This is a genomic window from Pseudomonas sp. S32 (genome assembly GCF_016648095.1).
Taxonomy (GTDB): domain Bacteria; phylum Pseudomonadota; class Gammaproteobacteria; order Pseudomonadales; family Pseudomonadaceae; genus Aquipseudomonas; species Aquipseudomonas parafulva.
In genome coordinates this window covers 51,727-68,558 of record NZ_JACVVF010000018.1, presented here as the reverse complement: position 1 = coordinate 68,558, position 16,832 = coordinate 51,727, and the positions used below count along the sequence as shown (strand labels likewise).

Here is a 16,832-nt window from a genome sequence, read left to right as displayed (position 1 = left end):
GCTACCGAGCCGCCCGAGGGTTCAAGCTGCGTTGCTGTGCAGCTTGACCTGCTGCAGGTAGTGCGCCAGGGCCTGCTGCTCGGCCTGGGTGGTAAACAGGCCAAGCTTGGTCCGGCGCCAGAGGATGTCGTCGGCACTGACGGCCCACTCGTGTTCGCGCAGGTAATCCACCTCACGGGTAAACAACCCTGCACCAAGCGGCTGGCCCAGGTCCTGCGGCCCCTCGGCGCCCTCCAGCAGCGACCAGGCACGGCTGCCATAGGTCAGCGCCCAACGTTTGGCAATGGCCGGAGCCAGCCAGCCATGCCGGGCCAGCAATGCTTGCTCCAGTGCGTGCGGGGTGGTCATGCTTTCACCGCCTGGCAAGGTAGCACTGGCGGTCCAGCTCCCACGCATGGCAGTAAAGAAAGGCTTGAGTTCGGCCATGGCCGATTCGGCCAGCTTGCGGTAGGTGGTGAGCTTGCCGCCGAACACGGACAACAACGGGGCTTCGCCGACGGTGCCCGACAGGGCCAAGGTGTAATCCCGGGTCACGGCCGATGGGTTATCCGACTCGTCGTTGCACAGTGGCCTCACCCCAGCATAAGTGCTGTAGATGTCGCTACGGCTAAGCTGGTGGTTGAAGTGGGCATTGACGACGTTCAGCAGGTAGTCGGTTTCCTGCTCGGTAATGGCGACCTTTGACGGGTCGCCGCTGTATTCCCGGTCGGTGGTGCCAATCAGCGTAAAACGGTCCAGGTAGGGGATGCAGAACACGATGCGCTTGTCTTCGTTCTGCAGAATGTAGGCCTGCTCACCCTCGTACAGGCGGGGCACGATCAGGTGGCTGCCCTGGATCAGGCGAATGCCGTAGGGGGCATCCAGCTTGAGGTCGTTCTTGATGAACTTCGCGACCCACGGCCCTGCGGCATTCACCAGCGCCCGCGCACGCACCTTGTGCACGCTGCCGTCGGCATGCTGAACATCCACTTCCCACACACCCTCTACACGCTTGGCGCCAAGGCACAGGGTGCGGGTATGAATGTGTGCACCCTGCTCCCGGGCGGCCATGGCATTGAGTACCACCAGGCGGGCGTCGTCGACCCAGCAGTCGGCATATTCAAAGCCCCGCGTGATGGCTGGCTTCAACGGATAGCCAGGGCCAAAGCGCAGGCTGCGCGAAGCACCCAGGCGCTTGCGTTTACCCAGGTGGTCATACAGAAACAGCCCGGCGCGGATCATCCAGGCGGGGCGCAGGTGCGGGCGGTGCGGCAGTACGAAGCGCATCGGCTTGACGATGTGGGGCGCTTTGGCCAGCAACACTTCGCGCTCGGCCAAGGCCTCGCGCACCAGGCGGAATTCGTAGTGTTCCAGGTAGCGCAAGCCACCGTGAATGAGCTTGCTGCTGGCCGAAGAGGTGTGCTGTGCAAGGTCGTCCTTTTCGCAAAGGAACACCTTGAGGCCACGCCCGGCAGCGTCGGCGGCAATACCGACACCATTGATGCCGCCGCCGATCACAACCAGGTCATAGCAGTCGGGCAGCGGGGGGCGGGTCGAATCGGGCTGGGACACGGGCAAGGCCTCCAGAAGCAGTTTGCATCGAATATGAACATGAATGTTCGTTTCCGAAAATACTAGCGTAACTACAGCGCGCCCGCCAGTGAGTCTTTATAGAAAAAACTGATCGGATTACAAGAATATGAACATTAACGAACATGCACTGCAGCGCGGCGCCGGGGAGGGTTGGCGCCACATTGGCGTGATCGCAGTACAACGTCCGGTGCTACACCACTTCGAGGCGTATCTTGTTCTGATTGAGTAGCTGGGTGAGGGCTGGGGTGGGTGGCTGGTCGGTGACCAGGCAATCCACCAGCCCGATCGAGCCCAGGCGCACCATGGCATTGCGCCCGAACTTGCTGGAGTCGGCGGCCAGCACTACCTGGCGTGCGTTGGCGATGATCGCCTGGGAGACACGCACCTCCTGGTAATCGAAGTCCAGCAGGCTGCCGTCTTCATCAATGCCGCTGATGCCCACCAGCGCAAAATCGACCTTGAACTGGTTGATGAAATCGACGCTGGCCTGGCCGACCACGCCACCGTCGCGGCGTACCGTGCCGCCGGCCACCAGCACTTCGAAATCGTCCTTCGCAGCCAGAATGGACGCGACGTGCAGGTTATTGGTGATGATCTTCAGGTGGTTATGGTTGAGCAAGGCGCGTGCAATCGATTCGGTGGTGGTACCGATATTGATGAACAGTGAGGCGTGGTCGGGAATCTGTCGGGCCACTGCGTCGGCGATGCGCTGCTTTTCGTCCCGCATCTGGTCGGCACGCATGGCGTAGGCGGTGTTTTCGATACTGGAATCATAGGCCGCTCCGCCGTGGTAGCGCCGCAGCAGGTCGAGTTCGGCAAGCTGGTTGATGTCGCGGCGAATGGTCTGGGGGGTGACGACGAACAACTGCGCCATTTCTTCGATACTGACGTAACCGCGCTCGCGCACCAGTTCGAGGATTTGTTGTTGGCGGGGGGGCAGATTCATGGGCGGTCCTTTGGGGCTGCCTGACAAATGCTGCAATGATGCCGTAGGAAAGGGACGACAGCCAGCGGACTATCGGCAAGAGGATTCATCGAGGGTGTAGAGGGGGCGGCCACGCGCCGCCCCCGGTGCGAGGTCAGGCGTCGTGGTCTTCCCAGTCGCGGGTGCGGTCCACGGCCTTCTGCCAGCCGGCATACAGCTTTTCTTTCTGGGCTTCGTCCAGTTGGGGGCTGAACTCTCGTTCGATGATCGCCTTGTCGCGTAATTCGTCAAGGCCGCTCCAGAAGCCACAGGCCAGGCCAGCCAGGTAGGCCGCACCCAGGGCAGTGGTTTCACGCATTTTCGGCCGCTCCACGCAGGTGCCCAGAATGTCGGCCTGGAACTGCATGAGGAAGTTGTTGGCTACTGCGCCGCCATCCACCCGCAATTCAGACAGGCGCTTGCCGCTGTCCTGTTGCATGGCATCGAGCACGTCCCGGGTCTGGTAGGCGATGGATTCCAGCGCAGCGCGGATAATGTGGTCCACCTTGACCCCGCGGGTCAGGCCGAACAAGGCACCCCGTGCATACGGGTCCCAATAGGGGGCGCCCAGCCCGGTGAATGCCGGCACCAGGTACACGCCGTTGCTGTCCTTGACCTTGCTGGCGAAGTATTCGGTGTCCAGCGCGTCGTTGACGATCTTCAGTTCATCACGCAGCCATTGCACGGTGGAACCACCATTGAACACCGCCCCCTCAAGTGCGTAAGCCACCTCGCCGCGTGGGCCGCAGGCGATGGTGGTGAGCAGGCCGTGGGATGACTTGACCGCCTGGTCACCGGTGTTCATCAGCAGGAAACACCCGGTGCCGTAGGTGTTCTTGGCCTGGCCCGGCTCTACGCACATTTGCCCGAACAGCGCCGATTGCTGGTCACCGGCAATGCCGGCGATGGCGATACCGCTCTTGGTGTGGCCGTACACCTGCGACGACGGTTTTACCTGCGGCAGCATCTGGGCGGGGATACCCAGGATTTGCAGCAGTTTCTCGTCCCACTGCAGGGTATGGATGTTGAACATCAGCGTGCGCGAGGCGTTGGTGTAGTCGGTGACATGCACCTTGCCACCGGAGAACTTCCAGATCAGCCAGGTATCGATGGTGCCGAACAACAGCTCACCGCGCTCGGCCCGCTCCCGCACGCCTTCGACGTTATCCAGGATCCATTTCAGCTTTGTGCCGGAGAAGTATGGGTCTGTGACCAGGCCGGTGGTGTCACGGATGTAGGCTTCGTGGCCGTCGCGCTTGAGCTGGGCGCAGATCTCGGTGCTGCGCCGGCACTGCCAGACAATGGCATTGTAGACCGGGCGCCCGGTTTCCTTGTCCCATACCACGGTGGTCTCACGCTGGTTGGTGATACCCAGTGCGGCCACCTGGGCATGGCTGATGCCTGCCTGGGCCAAGGCTTCGACCATGGTCGCGCTCTGGGTGGCGAAGATTTCCATCGGGTCGTGTTCCACCCAGCCCGCTTGCGGGTAATGCTGGGCGAACTCGCGCTGTGAGGTACCTACCACGTTCGCATCGCGGTCGAAGATGATGGCGCGCGAACTGGTGGTGCCCTGGTCCAGGGCGATGATGTAGTGCTTGTCCTGGGTATCTGTCATGGTCTTAGGCCTTGCAAAAATAGGGGTCTGGGCTGGAAGCCGCCATCAATTGACTTGGGTGTCGCCTTGGCGATCATCGCCCGTGCGGGTGTTGGCAGCAGGTACCTCCGGCAGGTGGCGGGCAATCAGCCCGCGATACGCCGCAGCACCCAGGCAGGCGCCGATGATAGGCCCGAATACCGGCACCAGGAAGTAAGGCACATCACGGCCGCCGGTAAAGGCGATTTCGCCCCAGCCTGCGAGGAAGGTCATCACCTTGGGCCCCAGGTCCCGGGCCGGGTTCATGGCAAAGCCGGTCAGAGGGCCCATGGCACTGCCAATCACGGCGATCAGCAGCCCGATCAGCAGCGGCGCCATGGCGCCACGGGGCAGGCCGTTGTTGTCATCGGTGAGTGCCATGATCACGGCCATCAGGATGGCTGTGATGATCACCTCGACCAACAGCGCCTGGCCGGTGGACAGCGCCGGGTGGGGGTAGGTGGAGAACACTGCGGCCAGCTCCAGGCTGGCTTCGCTACCGCGCAGCATGGCGTGCGCCTGTTCGAAATCGAAGAACAGGGCGCTGTACAAGGCGTATACCAATGCAGCGCCGCAAAAGGCGCCGCACACCTGGGCCAGCATGTAGAAGGGCAGCTTGCGTTTGTCGAAGCCTGCGAACAGGGCAAGGGCGATGCTCACGGCCGGGTTCAGGTGCGCACCTGATATGCCGGCGGTGAGGTAGATACTCATGCTGACGCCTACGCCCCAGATGATGCTGATTTCCCACAGCCCGAAGCTGGCGCCCGCCACCTTGAGCGCGGCAACGCAGCCGGTACCGAAGAAGATCAGCAATGCAGTGCCGAGAAACTCGGCCAGGCATTGGCTGGGCAGGGTGGGTTGGCCTTGAGCAATTGTCATGTATGACCTCATTGTTTTTGTTGTGAGTCGCGTGGCGCTCGACAGCAAAAGCCCGGCGCCTATCCCCATCGACCCCGGGCACCTCTATGAAATGCACCGTAAAAGTGCACCCTTTATTCAGAAACGAAAAAATATAGACAAGAAACGCTGATGTCAAAGGTCGAAAGTGAACGGTCAGTCACGTTTTGGGCAGTTAATCCGGGCGCGACTGCGCGAGCTAGAGCGGCGCCATTGCGCCGTGCTGGCTGGGATGTGGGAATTGTCCTAAAGTAGCCGCCGATTCGTCTTACACCGGAGCCCCTGCATGACACCTGCCCTGGACCTGTTGAAGAAGCACCGCGCCGAGCACCGTGTGCACAGTTACGAACACGACCCCAAATCGGCGTCATACGGGCTCGAGGCTGCAGAGAAGCTGGGGCTGGACCCGCAGCAGGTGTTCAAGACTTTGCTGGCCAGCAGCGAGAAGGGCGAGTTGCTGGTCGCGGTGGTGCCGGTGGTGGGTTCACTGGACCTAAAGGCCCTGGCGCATGCTGCCGGGGTGAAGAAGTGCGAAATGGCAGACCCTGCCCAGGCGCAAAGGGCTACAGGCTACCTGGTGGGGGGGATCAGCCCGCTGGGGCAGAAAAAGCGGCTGCGCACCTTTATCGACAACTCATCGCAGAATTTTGCCAGCATCCATGTCAGTGCCGGGCGCAGGGGGCTGGAAGTGGAGTTGGCGGCAGCGGTGCTGGCCGAATATACGCAAGGCACATTTGCGCCGATCGGCAGGGGGTAGGGAGGCCGCCAGGCGACCTCCTGCAGCGTCCTCACTGCGCGGAGCTGTGACGGCGCACGCCGCTGTGCTGCTGCAACGCCTGTGCTGCCACGCTGCCGGGCACAGCGAACAGCACCAGGTGATCGGCTTTCACTGCAATCCCTACGTCCGCCCCCAGCTGATGATCGACATGGCTCGGGAAGATTGCCTCCAGTTGGCTGCCGGTGGGCAGTTGCAGGCGATACAAGGTGGAGGCCCCCAGGAAACTCTTGCCCACGATGCTGGCCCGCAACGGGCTGTCGGGTGCGTGCACGATATCATCGGGGCGTAGCAGCACATCCACCGAGCTGCCCGAGGTCATGGTATAGGCACGGTTGCCACGCAGCTCACCCAGTTCAGTACTGACCGCTTCGTGGCTGGTCATCTGCCCGCGAATGAAGTACCCCTGGCCGATGAAGCTGGCCACGAAAGGGGTCTGCGGTTCGTGGTAAAGGTTGTAGGGGGTATCCCACTGCTCAAGCCGGCCTTCCTTGAACACGCCCACCTGGTCGCTGACCGCAAAGGCCTCTTCCTGGTCATGGGTGACCAGGATGGCGCTGGTGCCACGGCTTTTGAGGATGTCCCGCACCTCATGGCTCAGGCGCCTGCGCAGCTCCACATCCAGGTTGGAGAACGGCTCGTCGAGCAACAGCAACTGAGGTTCAGGTGCCAGCGCCCGGGCCAGGGCTACACGTTGCTGCTGGCCGCCAGACAGCTCGTGTGGGTATCGCCCGCCCAGGCCGCCAAGCTTGACCAGCTCCAGCATTTCTTCGATCACCGCCGCCTGGCGGGGATGCTTGGCAATGCCGAAGGCAATGTTCTGCGCAACGGTCAGGTGCGGAAACAGGGCGTAGTCCTGAAACACCATGCCGATACGGCGCTTTTCCGGCGCCAGGGTGAAGCCGGCCCGGGAGATGACCTCGCCTGCGAGCTGGATTTCACCGTCATGCACCGGTTCGAAACCCGCGATGGCGCGCAGGGTGGTGGTTTTGCCGCAACCGGACGCACCCAGCAGGCAACCGATGTCGCCGGCATTGAGGTGCAGGTTGAGGTTCTGGACGATGCGCTGATCGCCATAGCCGCAGGCGAGGTTGCGCAGGTTGAGCAGTAGAGGTTGACTCATGCGTGGTGGTAAGCCGGTTCGACAAGGAATTCGAGAAGGGCCTTCTGTGCATGCAGGCGGTTTTCAGCCTGGTCCCAGGCGACCGAACGTGGGTCGTCGAGCAGGTCATGGCTGATTTCCTCGCCACGGTGGGCGGGCAGGCAATGCATGAACAGGGCGTCGGGTGCCGCCAGGTCAAGCATTTGCCGCGTGACCTGGTAGGGCGCGAAATGCGCCAGGCGCCGAGCAGTTTCCTCTTCCTGGCCCATGGAAGTCCAGACATCTGTGGTGACCAGGTGAGCACCTTGCACGGCCAGCAGCGGGTCGCGCACGATCTGCACGTGGTCGCCGCCGATGGCCATGAAACGCGGATCGGGTTCGTAACCTTCGGGGCAGGCGATGCGCAGCTGGAAGCCGAACTGGCGCGCCGCTTCGATGTAGGAGTTGCACATGTTGAAGCCGTCACCGATCCAGGCAACCGTCTTGCCCTGGATGGGCCCACGGTGCTCCAGGAACGTCTGCATGTCGGCCAGCAACTGGCATGGGTGGGATTCGTCAGACAGCGCATTGATGACCGGCACGCGGGACTTGGCGGCGAACTCGGTGAGCGTGCTGTGGGCGTGGGTGCGGATCATCACCACGTCGAGCATGCTCGACAACACGATGGCACTGTCGCCAATGGGCTCGCCACGGCCCAGTTGCGTGTCACGCGGGGACAGGAAGATCGCCTGGCCGCCGAGCTGGATCATGCCGGCCTCGAACGAGACTCGGGTGCGGGTGGAGGACTTTTCGAAGATCATCCCCAGCACGCGGTTTTTCAGGGGCTCGAACAGCACGCCTCGCTTGCGCAGGTCCTTCAGCTCGATGCCGCGGCGGATCACCCCGAGCAATTCGTCGGTGGTGAAGTCCAGCAGGGAGAGAAAGTGCCTAGCGCTCATGATTGACTACCTTATCTGCAACAGTATGCAGGCCCACCGTGTGGTTTTTTTTAACAACGGGAGTGACCTGCGGCGTAAGCCGCACGGGGCGGACGAAATGGGGAAAGGCGCAATACTATAATTAAATGTCGCCTGAAACCAAGGGGGGAAACAGCGGCCACCTGCACAGGGTGTTGCAAAGGGTGTCGGCGTTGCCCCTGTAGCTGTTTTTTATTTGCTACAGGGGTTTTGTACACGGCTTGCTGGCGATTTGGCAAACAGCTGTCGTGAATCGCGCGCCTGATGTCGCTGGATTCACGCCACGAAGCACGCTGGCCCGGGCGGCGAGGCGGCGCCATAGTCTTGGCTTCTTTCCTGACCCAGGCAAAAGCGGCCATGAACAAGACCCTGCACCACCGTGCCTGCCACCTGTGTGAAGCCATTTGCGGCTTGAGTATCGAATTGAGCCACGGCGCTGATGGCACGGCGCAGATCAGTTCGATCAAGGGCGACCCGCTGGACCCCTTCAGCCGCGGCCACATATGCCCCAAGGCGGTGGCCTTGCAGGACATCCAGAACGACCCTGATCGGCTGCGCCAGCCGCACCGCAGGGTTGGGGAACAGTGGCAGGCGATCAGCTGGGAGGAAGCCTTCGCCCTGGCAGCCGAGCGCCTCTGGGCGGTGCAGCAGGCTCACGGGCGCAATGCCGTGGCGGTGTATCAGGGTAACCCGAGCGTGCATAACTATGGCTTGATGACCCACAGCAACTACTTTCTTGGCCTGCTCAAAACCCGTAACCGGTTTTCTGCCACCTCGGTAGATCAATTACCCCAGCACCTGGTCAGCCACCTGATGTACGGCCATGGGCTGCTGCTGCCGGTTCCCGACATCGACCATACCGACTTCATGCTGATTCTCGGTGGCAACCCGCTGGCCTCCAACGGCAGCATCATGACCGTGCCCGATGTGGAAAAGCGCTTCAAGGCCCTGCGCGCACGGGGAGGGCGCCTGGTGGTGGTGGACCCGCGGCGCAGTGAAACGGCGGCGATAGCCGACACCCATCTGTTCATTCGCCCCGGCGGCGACGCCGCGCTGTTGTGCGGCCTGCTCAACACCCTGTTCGAAGAAGGCCTGGCCATAGGCACGCACCTGCCTGTGAGCGGCGTGCCGGCCGTGCAGGCGGCGATAGCCCCTATGACGGCCGAGGCCATGAGCCCGCTTTGTGGCATTCCTGCAGCAGGCATCCGCCAGCTCGCACGTGACTTCGCGGCTGCCGACAAGGCCGTTTGCTATGGCCGCATGGGCGTTTCAACCCAAGTGTTCGGCACGCTCTGCCATTGGCTGGTGCAGCTGATCAACCTGGTCACCGGTAACCTCGACCGCCCAGGCGGCGCATTGTGCACCGAGCCTGCCGTCGACCTGGTGGCGGCCACCTCGGGTGGTCACTTCAATGCCTGGCAAAGCCGGGTGTCGGGGTTGCCCGAATATGGCGGCGAGTTGCCGGTTGCCGCCCTGGCCGAGGAAATGCTCACGCCGGGTGAGGGGCAGGTGCGCGCACTGGTGACGGTGGCCGGCAACCCGGTACTGTCAACGCCTAACGGTCGGCAACTGGACGGCGCCTTGGCGGGGCTGGAGTTCATGCTCAGCATCGACCTGTACATCAACGAAACCACGCGCCATGCCGACCTGATCCTGCCGTCGACGTCGGCGCTGGAAAACGACCACTACGACAGTACCTTCAACTTGCTGGCCGTGCGCAACGTCACCCGCTTCAACCGCGCCATTCTGCCCAAGCCCGAAGGGGCGCTGCACGACTGGGAGATCTTCGTGGGCCTTGCCCAGGCATTTGCCGCGCGTGCACAGCAGCCGCTGAAACCCACCGCGCCGCCCGCGCACATGATCGACCTGGCGTTGCGCAGTGGCCGCTATGGCCATGACACCCCCTGGAAGCTGTCACTGGAGGCGTTGGACTCCCACCCTCATGGCCTCGACCTCGGCCCGCTGCAGCGCAACCTGGGCGCGCGCCTGGCGACGGCCGAAAACACCGTCCAGGCGGCACCCCAGGTGTTGCTACAGGACTTGCAGCGCCTGGCCCTGCAGGCCCTTCCGGCGCCAGGCCAACTGCTGCTGATCGGCCGTCGGCATGTGCGCAGCAACAATTCGTGGATGCACAACTACCACAGGCTGGTCAAAGGCAAGCCACGGCACCAGTTGCTGATGCACCCTGATGACATGCAGCACAGGTGCTTGCAGGATGGCCAGCGGGTACGGGTGAGTTCTCGCACCGGCACGGTGGAAGTTGAGGTGCAGGGCTGCCAGAACATGATGCCCGGCGTGGTCAGCCTGCCTCACGGTTATGGTCATGGGTTGAAGGGTGTGCACATGCAGGTAGCCCAGAGCCAGCCAGGTGCCAGCGCCAACGACCTGACCGACGAACGCCTGCGTGACCCGGTATCGGGCAACGCAGCGCTCAATGGCGTCCCCGTGCAGGTAGAGGCCGCCTGAGGGCACGAGCATGCCGCTCGGCTTTCCGTTACAATGCCTCACCGTGCCGACGACGACGTCGCAAAGTTAAGCCGAGGTGCTACATGGATATCATCGAAACGATCAAAGAGCAGATTGCCAACAACACCATTCTGCTCTACATGAAGGGCTCGCCGAATGCACCGCAATGCGGTTTTTCTGCGCGTGCTTCCCAGGCGGTCATGGGTTGCGGCGAGAAGTTCGCCTACGTCGACATCCTGCAGAACCCGGAAATCCGCGCCAACCTGCCTAAATATGCCAACTGGCCAACCTTCCCCCAGCTCTGGGTGGGTGGCGAGCTGGTTGGCGGCAGCGACATCGTGCTGGAAATGTTCGAAAACGGTGAGCTGCAGACGCTCATCAAGGATGCCGCCGCCAAGGCCAAGGCTGCCGAAGCCTGATAGGCAGCGAGCCATAAAAAAACCCGCCAATGGCGGGTTTTTTTATGGCGTTGGAATTATTCCTCGCCCATCTGCGACTGCAGGTAGTTCTCGATGCCGATCTTGTCGATGAGGCTCAGCTGGGTTTCCAGCCAGTCGATGTGCTCTTCCTCGGATTCGAGGATGTCTTCGAGCATGTCACGCGAACCGAAGTCGCCGGCCGTTTCGCAATGGGCGATGGCGGCTTTCAGGTCCAGCAGGCCTTTCTGCTCGATCTTCAGGTCGCATTCGAGCATTTCCTTGGTGTGCTCGCCGATCAGCAACTTGCCCAGGTCCTGAACGTTAGGAATGCCTTCAAGGAACAGAATACGCTTGATCAATTTGTCAGCGTGCTTCATCTCGTCGATGGATTCTTTGTACTCGTGCTTGCCGAGTTTGTTCAGGCCCCAGTCTTCATACATGCGGGCATGCAGGAAGTACTGGTTGATAGCGACCAGCTCGTTTCCGAGGATCTTGTTGAGATGCTGGATGACGCTGATGTCGCCTTTCATGGGTGTTCCTGCCCTGTCGAAGTGTGCCAATACTGCGAAGTTTGAGCTGGATGCCCGGGCCTGTCAAACCTAAGTTATTGAATAATAAATGAAAATTAATAGGAATAAGAATGTTTGTGAACCGCGTTGGGGCCCTAACTTATTGAATTATGAGCATAAAAAAACCGGACACGAGGTCCGGTTTCGGGAAACGGGGGTATTCAGGCAGTGGTAAATTCCACGGGGTAGGGCAGCGCCGCCTGGCTGACCTGGAGGTCGGTCAGCGTTTCGCGCACCACCTGCTTGGCCAGGCACGCACATTTGCCACATTGGCTGGCGACATTGGTCGCGGCACGGACTTCCTTGTAGCTGCAGCATCCTTCATAGATCGCATCGCGGATCTGTCCGTCGGTGACGCCGACACAAAGACACACATACATAAGGGCTGACCATCGCTGGCGGGATCGATGGGGTGGAGCTTAATGTGAATGAGAATGCTTGTCAAAGTGGTTTCAGAAGGCATTTACCGAAGGCGACCGACGGTCGCTCATCACCGGAGTCGGCCTGTCATGAGAAGCCGTGTATGATGGTCAACCTTTGCTGGATGTCGGGCAGGGCCCGGCAACAGGTTATTCACCCTCATCAGGAGATTACAATGAGCGTACTCGTTGGCAAGAAAGCCCCCGATTTCACTGTACCGGCCGTGCTGGGCAATGGCGAGATCGTCGACAGCTTCAACCTGGCCTCGGCCATCAAGGGCAAGTACGGCCTGGTGTTCTTCTACCCGCTGGACTTCACCTTTGTCTGCCCGTCCGAGCTGATCGCGCTGGACAACCGCATCCCAGACTTCCAGGCCCGCAACGTGGAAGTGATCGGCGTCTCGATCGACTCGCACTTCACCCACAATGCCTGGCGTAACACCCCGGTCAACAATGGCGGTATCGGCCAGGTGAAGTACACCCTGGCTGCCGACATGACCCACGAAATCTGCAAGGCCTACGACGTTGAGTCCGAAGGCGGTGTGGCGTTCCGTGGCGCGTTCCTGATCGACACCAACGGTGTGGTTCGCTCGCAGATCATCAACGACCTGCCGCTGGGCCGTAACATGGACGAGCTGCTGCGTCTGGTCGATGCCCTGCAGTTCCACGAAGAGCACGGCGAAGTCTGCCCTGCCAACTGGAAAAAAGGCGACAAGGGCATGAACGCTTCGCCAGAAGGCGTTGCTGCCTACCTGAGCGAGAACGCCGGCAAGCTGTAATGGTAGCCATTTGCCCAAGGGCTTGAACCTGCCCTGGGGGCAAAAAAAAACCGATGCTCGCGAACGGGCATCGGTTTTTTTTTGCCGCAGGGTCGGCGGTATCAACCCTGGCGCCAGCCGCCCATGTCCTTCCAGCGGTTGACGATGCCGCAGAACAGTTCGGCGGTTTTCTCCGTGTCGTAGCGGGCCGAGTGGGCCTCGCGACCGTCGAAATCGATGTCGGCGCTTTGGCAGGCACGGGCCAGCACCGTTTGACCGTAGGCCAGGCCCGCCAGGGTGGCGGTATCGAAGCTGGAGAAGGGGTGGAACGGGTTGCGCTTGAGGTCGTTGCGCGCTACTGCAGCGTTGAGGAAGCCCAGGTCGAAGCTGCTGTTGTGGCCGACCAGAATGGCACGCTTGCAACCGTTGGCCTTCAGCGCCTTGCGGATGCCGCGGAAGATGTCGGTGAGCGCCGCCTCTTCGCTGACCGCCATGCGCAGTGGGTGGTCCAGCTTGATACCGGTGAACTCGAGGGCCGCTGCCTCGATGTTGGCACCCTCGAACGGTTCCACGCGGTGGAAGTAGGTGTGCTCCGGGAACAGGAAGCCTTTTTCATCCATGCCGATGGTGACGGCTGCAATTTCCAGCAGGGCGTCGGTGGCGCTGTTGAAGCCGCCTGTTTCCACATCCACCACCACGGGCAGGTAACCGCGGAAGCGCTCGGCCATGGGGTGGCGTGAGCCCGTGTTGCCCTGGGTGTCCAGGTCGTCTTCGTACAGGTCTTCGCTCACGCGCGTTCCTCCAGCAGGCGCCAGCGCAGCTTTTCTCCAGCGCGTAGCGGAATCACGGTCTGCTCGCCAAACGGCAGGCTGTCAGGGGCGGTCCATTCGTCACGCACCAGGGTGATGGTGTCGGTGTTCGCCGGCAGGCCATAGAACGCCGGGCCATGAAGGCTGGCAAAGCCTTCGAGCTTGTCCAGCGCGTTGCGCTGCTCGAACGCCTCGGCATACAGCTCGATGGCGGCATAAGCGGTGTAGCAGCCAGCACAACCGCAAGCGGCTTCCTTGGCGTGGCGGGCGTGGGGCGCCGAGTCGGTACCGAGGAAGAACTTTGGGTTGCCGCTGGTTGCAGCATCCAGCAACGCCACCTGGTGGGTGTTGCGCTTGAGGATGGGCAGGCAGTAGAAGTGCGGGCGGATACCGCCAACCAGCATGTGGTTGCGGTTGTACAGCAAATGCTGCGCGGTGATGGTGGCGCCGACGTTGGCCGAGGCCTCGGTGACGAACTGGGCGGCATCCGCGGTGGTGATGTGCTCGAACACGACCTTCAAGGTAGGGAAGCGCTCGACCAGACGGCGCATGTGCTCGTCGATGAAACGCTTCTCGCGGTCGAACACGTCAATTTCGCTGCGGGTGACTTCACCGTGCACGAGCAGTGGCATGCCGACTTCTGCCAGCGCCTCGATGGCCGGGAAGATGTTGTCGATGCTGGTCACGCCCGAATCGGAGTTGGTGGTGGCGCCTGCCGGGTACAGCTTAGCCGCATGCACGAAGCCGCTAGCCTTGGCGGCCCGGATGTCCTCGGGGCTGGTGCGGTCGGTGAGGTACAGCACCATCAGGGGCTCGAACCGGCTGCCGGCCGGCCGCGCCGCCAGGATGCGTTCACGGTAGGCTTGGGCTTCAGCGGCATTGCGCACCGGTGGTACCAGGTTGGGCATGATGATGGCGCGGGCGAAGGTACGCGCCACATCACCAACGGTGTGGGGCAGGACGGCACCATCACGCAGATGGATGTGCCAGTCGTCGGGGCGCAGGAGGGTCAGGCGATCGGACATTGAGGATTCCAGGCGGGTCGAACTCAAGGCGCAATGCTACCGGAAAACCCCCGGGCGAGCACGGGTATCAAGTTTTCCGCGTGCTGTCCGATAGCCTGAAAGTAAGTTGTCGAACTCTGTGGAGCCACCCGTGCGCCAGCGTTACCTAGCCCTGTTCACCTTGTGCGCCAGCCTGCCGGCCGGCGCGCTGACATTCCAGACGCGCATGGAGAATATCGCCTGGAAGGTCGAAGGTGACCTGTTCGAGTGCCGGCTCATCCAGCCCATCGAGGGTTTCGGCAGTGGCGAGTTCGTGCGCCGTGCCGGCGAACAACCGGTCTTCCAGTTGCGCTCGGACAGCAACGCATTGGGCGCCGGCGGCGCCAGCCTGCTGGCAGCGGCGGCGCCGTGGCAGCCGGGGCGGGGAGACATCAACCTGGGCAATGTGCGGCTGGCGCGCACGGGGCTGTTGTTCAGCTCGTCCCAAGGCCAGGCCAGCCGCTTGATAAACGGCCTGCTGGACGGGCGCAGCACCGTGGTGCGCAACTTTACCGGCGAGGGCGGCAGGCCGATGGAGGTGCGCGTGCTGCCGGTCAGTTTCGCCAAGGCCTACGGCGATTACCAGCTGTGTGCGGCCAAGCTGCTGCCGGTCAATTACGACCAGGTGCGCCAGACCCAGGTCGGCTTCCCTGGCGGGGGTATCGACCTGGACCAGAACGCCAAGGCGCGCCTGGACGTGATCCTGGACTACATGAAGGCCGACCCCACGGTCAACCAGGTGGAACTCAATGGCCACTCGGACAACAGCGGCAACCGCCTGACCAACCGCGACCTGTCGCGCCGTCGTGCCTTGGCCGTGGCGGATTACCTGATTGCTCACGGCGTGCCTGAGGAACACATCACGGTGCGCTTCCACGGCGAACGTTATCCGCTGGCGAAGAACTCCACTGCCGCGAACCGAGCACGCAATCGACGCGTCAGTATTGAACTGGAACGCGTTGCCGTGGCTGAAAAGCCGGCTGATAAACCCGCGCAGCAGGCGGCACCTGCCGTGGCACCTGCTGCGACGGGCGCTGGCGCTGCAGCACCGGCCCAGGCACCGGCTGCCAAGGCACCCTGAGGCCTGAAACCCCGTCGCGCTGCCATAATTTCTTGTCGCTTTGTCGTCAGAAGCTGTCGCGCCACTGTAAATCCGCACGCAACGCCGTTAGAATCGGGCCTTTTCCGTACAACCCCGTGGAGTGATGGCATGGCGGACGTAAAAAAGGTCGTACTGGCGTATTCCGGCGGCCTTGATACTTCGGTGATTCTCAAGTGGCTGCAAGATACCTACAACTGCGAAGTGGTGACCTTCACCGCTGACCTGGGGCAGGGCGAAGAGGTCGAGCCGGCGCGCGCCAAAGCTCAGGCGATGGGCGTCAAGGAGATCTACATCGACGACCTGCGCGAAGAGTTCGTTCGCGACTTCGTGTTCCCGATGTTCCGTGCCAACACCGTCTACGAGGGTGAGTACCTGCTGGGTACTTCCATCGCCCGCCCGCTGATCGCCAAGCGCCTGATCGAGATCGCCAACGAAACCGGCGCCGATGCCATTTCCCACGGTGCTACCGGCAAAGGCAACGACCAGGTTCGCTTCGAACTGGGTGCCTATGCTCTCAAACCAGGCGTGAAGGTGATTGCTCCATGGCGTGAGTGGGACCTGCTGTCCCGCGAGAAGCTGATGGACTACGCCGAAAAGCACGGCATCCCGATCGAGCGCCATGGCAAGAAGAAGTCGCCTTACTCGATGGACGCCAACCTGCTGCACATCTCCTATGAGGGCGGTGTGCTCGAAGACACCTGGACCGAGCACGAAGAAGACATGTGGCGCTGGAGCGTGTCCCCGGAAAGTGCCCCGGACCAGGCGACCTACATCGAACTCACCTACCGCAACGGTGACATCGTTGCCATCGATGGTGTAGAAAAAACCCCTGCGACCGTGCTGGCCGACCTCAACCGCATCGGCGGCGCCAACGGTATCGGCCGCCTGGATATCGTCGAGAACCGTTACGTGGGCATGAAATCGCGCGGCTGCTACGAGACCCCTGGCGGCACCATCATGCTCAAGGCACACCGTGCCATCGAGTCGATCACCCTGGATCGTGAAGTGGCTCACCTCAAAGATGAGCTGATGCCCAAGTACGCCAGCCTGATCTACACCGGCTACTGGTGGAGCCCAGAGCGCCTGATGCTGCAGAAAATGATCGATGCTTCGCAGGTGAACGTGAATGGCGTGGTTCGCCTGAAGCTGTACAAGGGCAACGTGACCGTGGTTGGCCGCAAATCGGACGACTCGCTGTTCGATGCCAACATCGCGACGTTCGAAGAAGACGGGGGCGCCTACAACCAGGAGGACGCTGCCGGCTTCATCAAGCTCAATGCGCTGCGCATGCGCATTGCGGCGAACAAAGGTCGCTCAATGCTCTAAGCGTCAACGGCTGCCTGAAGAG

The 16,832-nt window shown here is 61.9% G+C and carries 17 protein-coding genes; 7 read left to right on the top strand and 10 right to left on the bottom strand.

All coding sequences use genetic code 11. The features are described 5' to 3' along the window. Positions 1–21: 21 nt before the first annotated feature. The 4 genes from glpD to IAE38_RS12390 all read right to left on the bottom strand — a co-directional run bounded on the left by glpD (position 22) and on the right by IAE38_RS12390 (position 5,048). On the bottom strand, positions 22–1,551 hold the full coding sequence (gene glpD, locus IAE38_RS12405; protein WP_201217773.1) for a glycerol-3-phosphate dehydrogenase: 1,530 nt from the start codon (positions 1,549–1,551) through the stop codon (positions 22–24). Positions 1,552–1,762: 211 nt separating this feature from the next. Continuing rightward, the gene (gene glpR, locus IAE38_RS12400; RefSeq protein ID WP_028633253.1) at positions 1,763–2,518 is read right to left on the bottom strand and encodes a DNA-binding transcriptional repressor GlpR; all 756 of its coding nucleotides are present in this window, start codon (positions 2,516–2,518) and stop codon (positions 1,763–1,765) included. Between the two features lie 133 nt (positions 2,519–2,651). Further along, positions 2,652–4,151, bottom strand: a complete 1,500-nt coding sequence (glpK, locus tag IAE38_RS12395) for a glycerol kinase GlpK (RefSeq protein WP_060482763.1) — start codon at positions 4,149–4,151, stop codon at positions 2,652–2,654. A gap of 45 nt (positions 4,152–4,196) precedes the next feature. Further along, a complete protein-coding gene (locus IAE38_RS12390) occupies positions 4,197–5,048 on the bottom strand; it encodes an MIP/aquaporin family protein (protein WP_201217771.1) in 852 nt (283 codons plus the stop codon). Between IAE38_RS12390 and IAE38_RS12385 the strand changes: the two genes are divergently transcribed. Both IAE38_RS12385 and ybaK read left to right on the top strand, forming a co-directional pair. Further along, entirely contained in the window at positions 5,047–5,199 is a 153-nt protein-coding gene (locus IAE38_RS12385) for a hypothetical protein (RefSeq protein ID WP_154660062.1), read from the top strand. The genes IAE38_RS12390 and IAE38_RS12385 overlap by 2 nt on opposite strands. A gap of 153 nt (positions 5,200–5,352) precedes the next feature. Then, entirely contained in the window at positions 5,353–5,823 is a 471-nt protein-coding gene (ybaK, locus tag IAE38_RS12380; RefSeq protein ID WP_201217770.1) for a Cys-tRNA(Pro) deacylase, read from the top strand. A gap of 31 nt (positions 5,824–5,854) precedes the next feature. Here the strand turns inward: ybaK and IAE38_RS12375 are convergent, their stop codons facing one another. Together IAE38_RS12375 and argF are read right to left on the bottom strand one after the other, a co-directional pair. Then, on the bottom strand, positions 5,855–6,964 hold the full coding sequence (locus tag IAE38_RS12375) for an ABC transporter ATP-binding protein (RefSeq protein WP_201217769.1): 1,110 nt from the start codon (positions 6,962–6,964) through the stop codon (positions 5,855–5,857). Further along, positions 6,961–7,881 (bottom strand): ornithine carbamoyltransferase, encoded by a 921-nt coding sequence (gene argF, locus IAE38_RS12370; protein WP_201164437.1) that lies wholly within the window; start codon positions 7,879–7,881, stop codon positions 6,961–6,963. Before argF ends, IAE38_RS12375 begins: the two co-directional genes overlap by 4 nt. 375 nt (positions 7,882–8,256) lie before the next feature. Between argF and IAE38_RS12365 the strand changes: the two genes are divergently transcribed. Beyond that, positions 8,257–10,365 (top strand): molybdopterin oxidoreductase family protein, encoded by a 2,109-nt coding sequence (locus tag IAE38_RS12365; protein ID WP_201217768.1) that lies wholly within the window; start codon positions 8,257–8,259, stop codon positions 10,363–10,365. An 83-nt stretch (positions 10,366–10,448) separates the two neighbouring features. Continuing rightward, a complete protein-coding gene (gene grxD / locus IAE38_RS12360) occupies positions 10,449–10,784 on the top strand; it encodes a Grx4 family monothiol glutaredoxin (protein WP_028633246.1) in 336 nt (111 codons plus the stop codon). A gap of 56 nt (positions 10,785–10,840) precedes the next feature. On the opposite strand, the gene bfr is transcribed toward grxD, so the two are convergent. Further along, entirely contained in the window at positions 10,841–11,314 is a 474-nt protein-coding gene (bfr, locus tag IAE38_RS12355; RefSeq protein WP_028633245.1) for a bacterioferritin, read from the bottom strand. Between the two features lie 200 nt (positions 11,315–11,514). Then, on the bottom strand, positions 11,515–11,733 hold the full coding sequence (locus tag IAE38_RS12350) for a bacterioferritin-associated ferredoxin (RefSeq protein WP_028633244.1): 219 nt from the start codon (positions 11,731–11,733) through the stop codon (positions 11,515–11,517). Between the two features lie 215 nt (positions 11,734–11,948). Here IAE38_RS12350 and IAE38_RS12345 point away from each other — a divergent pair, with 215 nt between their 5' ends. Next, a complete protein-coding gene (locus tag IAE38_RS12345; RefSeq protein WP_012273884.1) occupies positions 11,949–12,551 on the top strand; it encodes a peroxiredoxin in 603 nt (200 codons plus the stop codon). Between the two features lie 101 nt (positions 12,552–12,652). Here IAE38_RS12345 and rnt read toward each other — a convergent pair whose 3' ends face one another. Further along, a complete protein-coding gene (rnt, locus tag IAE38_RS12340) occupies positions 12,653–13,258 on the bottom strand; it encodes a ribonuclease T (protein ID WP_236403960.1) in 606 nt (201 codons plus the stop codon). Between the two features lie 59 nt (positions 13,259–13,317). Continuing rightward, entirely contained in the window at positions 13,318–14,364 is a 1,047-nt protein-coding gene (gene pyrC / locus IAE38_RS12335; RefSeq protein WP_201164435.1) for a dihydroorotase, read from the bottom strand. Between the two features lie 130 nt (positions 14,365–14,494). Here pyrC and IAE38_RS12330 point away from each other — a divergent pair, with 130 nt between their 5' ends. Together IAE38_RS12330 and IAE38_RS12325 are read left to right on the top strand one after the other, a co-directional pair. Then, entirely contained in the window at positions 14,495–15,463 is a 969-nt protein-coding gene (locus IAE38_RS12330; protein WP_201217767.1) for a flagellar protein MotY, read from the top strand. 129 nt (positions 15,464–15,592) lie between these two features. Next, positions 15,593–16,810, top strand: coding sequence for an argininosuccinate synthase (locus IAE38_RS12325; protein ID WP_028633240.1), 1,218 nt, complete (start codon positions 15,593–15,595; stop codon positions 16,808–16,810). Positions 16,811–16,832 lie beyond the last annotated feature (22 nt).